Source organism: Streptomyces sp. NPDC043952 (assembly GCF_056435325.1).
This window is the reverse complement of the sequence record NZ_JBWKES010000054.1, coordinates 1-6,314: the sequence shown is the minus strand read 5'-3', so window position 1 is coordinate 6,314 and position 6,314 is coordinate 1. Positions and strand designations below refer to the sequence as shown.

At 68.2% G+C, this 6,314-nt stretch carries 5 protein-coding genes; 4 read left to right on the top strand and 1 reads right to left on the bottom strand.

The genetic code is table 11. From position 1 onward, the window contains the following. Positions 1-1,093: 1,093 nt before the first annotated feature. Positions 1,094-1,579, bottom strand: coding sequence for an SCO5717 family growth-regulating ATPase (locus AC069R_RS32820; protein ID WP_478770356.1), 486 nt, complete (start codon positions 1,577-1,579; stop codon positions 1,094-1,096). 161 nt (positions 1,580-1,740) lie between these two features. Here AC069R_RS32820 and AC069R_RS32815 point away from each other — a divergent pair, with 161 nt between their 5' ends. From AC069R_RS32815 to AC069R_RS32800, 4 genes are all read left to right on the top strand, one after another. Next, positions 1,741-2,100 carry an SCO3933 family regulatory protein gene (locus tag AC069R_RS32815; RefSeq protein WP_478770355.1) on the top strand — a complete coding sequence of 120 codons (360 nt, stop codon included), beginning with the start codon at positions 1,741-1,743 and terminating at the stop codon, positions 2,098-2,100. 202 nt (positions 2,101-2,302) lie between these two features. Beyond that, positions 2,303-3,712: an FtsK/SpoIIIE domain-containing protein gene (locus AC069R_RS32810; protein WP_478770354.1), complete on the top strand. Its 1,410-nt coding sequence runs from the start codon at positions 2,303-2,305 to the stop codon at positions 3,710-3,712. Positions 3,713-3,764: 52 nt separating this feature from the next. Continuing rightward, positions 3,765-4,520 (top strand): DUF2637 domain-containing protein, encoded by a 756-nt coding sequence (locus tag AC069R_RS32805; protein ID WP_478770353.1) that lies wholly within the window; start codon positions 3,765-3,767, stop codon positions 4,518-4,520. Between the two features lie 152 nt (positions 4,521-4,672). Continuing rightward, complete coding sequence (locus AC069R_RS32800) at positions 4,673-6,130, top strand: replication initiator (protein WP_478770352.1); 1,458 nt, start codon at positions 4,673-4,675, stop codon at positions 6,128-6,130. Positions 6,131-6,314 lie beyond the last annotated feature (184 nt).

The following is a 6,314-nucleotide window of genomic DNA, read 5'->3' as shown; positions in this document are numbered from 1 at the left end:
GGTGTGGGGGGGGGGGGGGGGGGGGGGGGGGGGGGGGGGGGGAGGAGGCGCTCCTGCCCCCCCCCCCCCCCCCCCCCCCCCCCCCGCGGCCCGCCGTAGGCGGGCCGCCTTGATCCAGTAAAGAAACTCTGAACAGCTCCGCTGCACTGGGCCCTTGGCTGGTCATGCGGCCACGCGCTGACCCTGCCTTCCCACCGTTCCACAGCTTCGACGCCGTTACGGCACTTTATAGCCGCATTGCTGCCCATTTGTTCTGGCGGTCGGCGGAATCTATCCACAGGCAGGGGATTGCAGGATGCCGTGTGTGCGGGTGGTCGGGGCTTACCAGGCTGCTGCGTGACTGTTTCGTGACCTTGGTCGGCCGCCGGCGGTCGGTTGTAGTCGGGGATGAGTGCTGAGCTGATTTCTGCCCGGCGACTGTCACACCGACCGGTTTTCCGACACCTGTAGCAGACGAGTACGGATCTTCAACACAGAGACGGAGGAGCGACATGGATCACAGAAATGAGTGTCAGGCCGTTGCGGATTTCGACACCTCTAAGGGCGTTCCTCGCTATACCCCGAGCGGCGGAACGTACGGATGTGCCGGTTAGCGAAACCGGCGATTCTCCGGACTATTGATGCTCCTGACCGACGACTGGAAGGACGGGTGGCGTGTGCGCACGCAGACACGATTTCCCGCACAACGGGATGCGGAGAGTTCCGAAGGACGGCTTCTGCCCGCCCCGCGGGAGCGTGGCACCCCTCGCCTCCTACGTGCCCGGTTCGGCCGGTAGACCTGTCTCAACAGCCGCGATGACGGCTTGCCGAGCAGTACGGGCAAGCCCTGACCCGGCGGTGGATGGCCACTGGGCAAGCCTTCGGGTAAGCCCTCGGCGATTGGCTGGACGCAAGACGCAACAACGGCACGGCAGCGAACGGGGAGAGATGACCGAGCGGATACGGAACTCAGGAAGGGAGTTGGTCAGCATTCACAGCCGGGAGGCGGCAGAGGCATCCGCACTGCTTCAGGAAATGAGCGCCATGGTGGCACGGCTCGGCCGCGAGGCAAGGGAAATGCGGCAAGAGGTCGCCCGACTCAGGACTGCGGCGGCTAGGACGAAGGCTGCTGCTGGGCCTTCTTCAGAGCCTCGACTTCCCGGCGCAGTTCCTGATGCTCCGCGCTGAGCGCTCGGATCTCGTCGCGCAAAGTGGTGAGAAGTTCAGCGAGGGAGGACCCGACAGATTCATCGCCCGGATTCCCCTCGCTGGCCTCCTCGTCCGGTTCGCCCTTGCCCTTATTGGCCAGGTACCAGGCGGGCGGGTTGTAGTCGACAGTGAACTCGCCCGTGTGGTCGGCGACGTCCGCGACGAAGCTGCCCCGACCGTGAATGGTGTAGATCAACCCTTCGTCCCGCAACACGTTCAGGGCACTTCTGGCCGTCATGTTGGCCACGCCGAAGCGCTCTTGCAGCTCGCGAACAGAAGGCATCTGCTGGCCGGGCTTGAACCGGCCCTGTTTGATGTCGCGCCGAAGCTCGTCGGCGGCGTGCTGATATGGCGGTCGGCGGTCCTGCTTCTTGTCTGGCGCGGGAGTCATGCCATCAGGGTAGCGACCCCTAGCTGCCCTAGCACACCCCACTGACATAGACCTCTGTACACCTAGCTCACCTTTTTGACTTGACAGTGCTAGGTGACCGAGGTTCCATAGATCGTGCCTCGCCGCCCTGGCGGAGCACTTACCGAAAGGACGTAACGCCCATGGCTCGTATCCGTGTTGGCCTGCTCCCGTCCGCGTCGTTCATGGTCGGCAACCTGCCGGTGCCGAAGTACGCGGACGCCGAGAAGACACAGTTCGCCGTGGACCGTGAGACCGGAGCGAAGCTGTTCGTGGTCACCCTCTTCTTCATGGAGGACGACCGCGCCGAGGCCATGAAGATCACGGTTCCGGAGACCGGTCTCCCCAACGGCCTCAAGCCGGGTGTGCCGGTCATGCCGGTGGAGCTGTTCGCCACCCCGTGGGCCCGGATCTTCAACGGGTCGCTCTCGGACGGCATCGCCTACCGCGCGGAACGCCTGGACCTGGTCGGCGGTCCGGCTCCGGCCGCTGAGGCGGCGTGAGCGGTACTGCGTTCCGGTCCGGCGTCGAGTGCAGCTACCCACTGCCTCACGCCGGGCCGGATGCCCGGCTCAGTGACTCCCTCATCAACTCAGTGGCGGCCGTGCTCGTCGGCTACGGCTTCCCCCGGCTCGCCGCCCCGGATCGGGTGGCCCTCGAAACGGCCCTTGCGGCCTTCCTCTACAACTCTCAGGAGAGCAAGACATGAAGGACAACGACCCGACCGGAGGGGCCTTCGGCTATGGCCTCCTGGTCGTCGGCGCGGCGCTGGCCGTGCTGGTCGGCTGGTCGGTGTGGTGGGTGGTCCGCTACCTGCGGGCCGACGCCATGACCCGGCAGTCCATCCGGCAGGCCGTGCGGGTGCGGCGGACCTGGAAGCGGCTCGCGCAGATGCTGAAGCTATGCGCCACGGACAAGATGCCGACCGCGCTGGCCTCGCTGGCGAACACGGACGGCAAGCCCATCAAGCCCCGCATCCTGGTCCCCATGCTGAAGGTCACGCACGACGCGTACGGGGTGATCGCGCGGGCGGGCTGTCTGCCCGGCGTCGGCCTGGAGCAGTACCAGAAGGCGGCCCCGCATCTGGCGGATGCGTGGCGGTGCACGCGCGTGGCGGTCACCCAGGACGAGCCGGGATCGGTCGTCATCCGGGGGGTGCGGCTCGATCCGCTGAAGTTCCCCACCGAGCACGGTCCCACGGGCACGGTGCCGGAGAAGGTGGCCCAGTGGGAGCTGGGCGTGGACGAGTACGCGCAGCCGGTGTCCGTCGACCTGAGGCAGGTGCCTGGCGTGACCGTGGCCGGCCTTCCCGGCAAGGGCAAGACGTCGCTGATCAACCGGCTTCTGTCGGACTGGGCGCCCGCGCCGTGGGTTCAGTTCGCCTGTGCGGACGGCAAGGTGTCCGCCGCGTACGAGGGTGACTACTACGCCTGGGTACAGCGCATGTTCGCCTTCGTCGGCGATGAGCTCGAAGAAGCCAACAAGCTGTTCAAGCGGCTGGTAGACCTGCGCCGCAAGCGCTCCGCCCTGGTCCTCGATGTGCTCGGGGCGAAGTCCATGTGGGACGTGGGTCCCTCCGAGAAGTGGCCGCTGGTCGTGCTGATCGTCGATGAGGCGCACACCTACTTCCGCGACCACAAGGGCAGCGACAAGAGGACGAAGGAACTCGCCGCCCTCGCCGCCGAGAACGCCCGGCTCGTGGAAGACCTGGTCAAGAAGGGCCGATCGGTGGGCATCCTCGTCATCCTCGCCACGCAGAAGAGCACGGGCGACGCCATCCCGACCTTCATCCGCGACGTGTGCCCCGTGGGCCTGAGCTTCGCGCAGAAGACCGCCGAAGCTGCCGTGGCGGCCCTCGGTGAGGACATCCGGGACTGGCCGGACGCCAACCCGATCAACCTTCAGGACCCGGCCTATGTCGGCGTTGCCTCGATGAACCACCAGTCGCAGCCCGGCTTCACCCGCATCCGCACGCCGTACGTGCCGGACGCGTGGGCGGAGGAGATTGCGCACGCCACGAACCGCCTGACCGCCGACCCGGCCGACCTGGTTCCTGCCGTCGACCTCACTAAGAAGGAGCCGGACGACGACGGCTTGTCGCCCGTGGCGGCCTGACCCATCACACGCCTGAGCACCCGCGAGCAACCGGAAAGGAGGTGAACTCCCAATGTCTGAGGACCGGATCACACAGCGCACCGTTACCGTGGTCATGGGCATCATCGCCGCCCTGGCGTTCGTCTTCTCCTTCGGCAACGTCTGGGCCCTGGCCTTGCGCCTAGGCGTCCCCGCTCCCATCGCTCCCCTGATCGCTCCCATGGTTGACCTGTCAGTGGTCGGGCTCCTGGTCGCCCTGCGCTACCTCTCCCTGCGGGGCGTCCCGCCCGAACAGATGAAGGCGGCCACCCGCCTCATGCACGTCTCCGGACTCCTGACCCTGGCCCTCAACATCGCCGAACCCATCGTCGCCGAGCACTACGGCCGCGCAGCCGTGGACGCCGTGGCCCCGGTGCTGCTCCTCGGCTGGGGAGCGGTCGGCCCGCAGCTCCTGCGCTCCTTCCACGCAGTCAGCACCGATGCAGCCGAAGCTGCCCCGGGCGCCGAGACAGAACCGGCCCACGAGCCCGCCCCGGACCCGGTCGCCGAGACGGAACCCGCCCGAGAGCACGCCCCGGCCTCCACCGAACCGGAAACCGCCCCGACGCCTGTACCACCCGTCACGCCGGGCCTGATCGCCGCGCCCAGCGCCTCGGCCCCCGCCGTGCCTGCGCCTGCGGTCAAGGTCCCTGAGCCACTGCTCGCCGAAGCACGCTCCATCGCCGCGTCCCACCACGCCGAGCACGGCGAACCCATCACAGCGGCACAGCTCAAGAGGCGACTCGGCATCGGCCTGCCCATGGCCACCGCCCTCCACGCCGTCCTGTAGAGCCGTGCTCTCCCCGCCGGCCTCCCGGCACCACCACACCCCGCGCCCGTCCCTGGGCCCAGTCCGTCATGCCTGCGGGCAGCAGCCCGAGCGCACTGTTCGCTGCTGCCCGCAGGTCCCACCCTCCCGCCAGAGAGGAGACCCCGCCACTCATGCACCGCCCCCTCGACCTGCGGCACGTCATCAGCCCCGGCCTGCGGGACCTGATCGAACTGGCCAACACCCACGACTTCGACCGCGTACAAGAGCAGGTCCGCAACCTGCACGGCTGCACCAGCCCGGTCAACCTCCACGGCTGGACGATCACCACCGACCAGACCACCAAGGAAGTGGTCCGCGCCTACCGCTCCGAAGACGAACCCTCCGGACGCCTGCTGACCACCTGCGGCAACCGCCGCGCCTCCCGCTGCCCCGCCTGCTCCCGCATCTACGCCGCCGACACCTACCACCTGATCAAGGCCGGACTCTCCGGCGGCAAAAACGTCGCCGAAACCGTCCGCGACCACCCCCGCGCCTTCGTCACCCTCACCGCCCCCTCCTTCGGCCCCGTCCACCGCAACACCGACACCGCGGGCAAGCCCCGCCGCTGCCGCTGCGGCACCCAGCACGCCGACGACGACCCGGCCCTGAGCACCCCGCTGAACCCGGCCACCTACGACTACGTCGGGGCAGTGCTCTGGAACGCGCACGCCGGACAGCTCTGGGCGCGCTTCACCACCTACCTGCGTCGCGCCCTGGCCAAGCACTTCGGCATGACGCAGAAGGCGCTGAACGCCGCCCTTCGCGTCTCCTTCGCCAAGGTCGCCGAGTACCAAAAGCGCGGCCTGGTCCACTTCCATGCCGTGATCCGCTTCGACGGACCCGCCGGCCACACCACCCCGCCCCCGGCCTGGGCCACCTTCAACGCCCTCAAAGCCGCCGTGGGCCTGGCGGTCAAACAGGCCCGGCTCACCATCGAGTCCAACTCCATCGGCGAACGCGTCATCACCTGGGGCCGCCGGTTCAAGGTCGACCCCATCACCGCCCTGAGCAACGGCGAACTCACAGACTCAAAGGTCGCCGGATACGTCGCCAAGTACGCCACCAAGAACGCTGAGGGCGCGGGCACCGTGGACCGCACCCTGATGTGCCGCCCCTGCGCCGGACGCGGCTACCAGCGCGGCCCCGACGGCTTCCACGACCGGTGCCCCGACTGCGACGGCACCGGACAGGCCGAGCCCATCAAGGCCCTGCCCGTCCAGCAGCACGTACGGCAGATGATCCGTACCGCCTGGGATCTCGGCCACCTGCCGGAGTTCGCCGAACTCAAGCTCTGGAAGTGGGCTCACATGCTCGGCTTCCGCGGCCACTTCTCCAGCAAATCCCGCGCCTACTCCACCACCCTCGGCGCCCTCCGCGACGTACGCCGCGCCTGGCGCCTCGCCCAGGCCGAAGACGCCCGCGCCCGCGCTGGCCACCCCGCCACCGACGAGACCACTCTCGTCACCACCTCCTCCTGGACCTACCTCGCCAGCGGCTACCGCCCCGGCGAAGAACTCCTCGCTGCCCAGGTCCGCCACGACCTCAACCAAGCCGACCGCATCAAGACCGAAGGGGAGCCCTGGCTGTGAGCACTCCGACCAAGGCCGACAGGCAGACGCTCAAGCTAGGGGAAGCGCTGGCTGAGATCGGCGTATCCCGTGCCGCCTTCTACCGCATGCGCGCTAGGATCTGTCGTCAAATGTCACGCCCACATCAGGAGTGCTGCGAGGGTGACGGCTGCTTGGTAGGACTGGGTGGTCTTGTCGTAGCGGG

What these genes read in the sequence shown, in the direction of transcription:
- AC069R_RS32820 (WP_478770356.1), bottom strand. Translation starts at nt 1,579, where the DNA reads ATGACTCCCGCGCCAGACAAGAAGCAGGACCGCCGACCGCCATATCAG.
- AC069R_RS32815 (WP_478770355.1), top strand. Translation starts at nt 1,741, where the DNA reads ATGGCTCGTATCCGTGTTGGCCTGCTCCCGTCCGCGTCGTTCATGGTC.
- AC069R_RS32810 (WP_478770354.1), top strand. Translation starts at nt 2,303, where the DNA reads ATGAAGGACAACGACCCGACCGGAGGGGCCTTCGGCTATGGCCTCCTG.
- AC069R_RS32805 (WP_478770353.1), top strand. Translation starts at nt 3,765, where the DNA reads ATGTCTGAGGACCGGATCACACAGCGCACCGTTACCGTGGTCATGGGC.
- AC069R_RS32800 (WP_478770352.1), top strand. Translation starts at nt 4,673, where the DNA reads ATGCACCGCCCCCTCGACCTGCGGCACGTCATCAGCCCCGGCCTGCGG.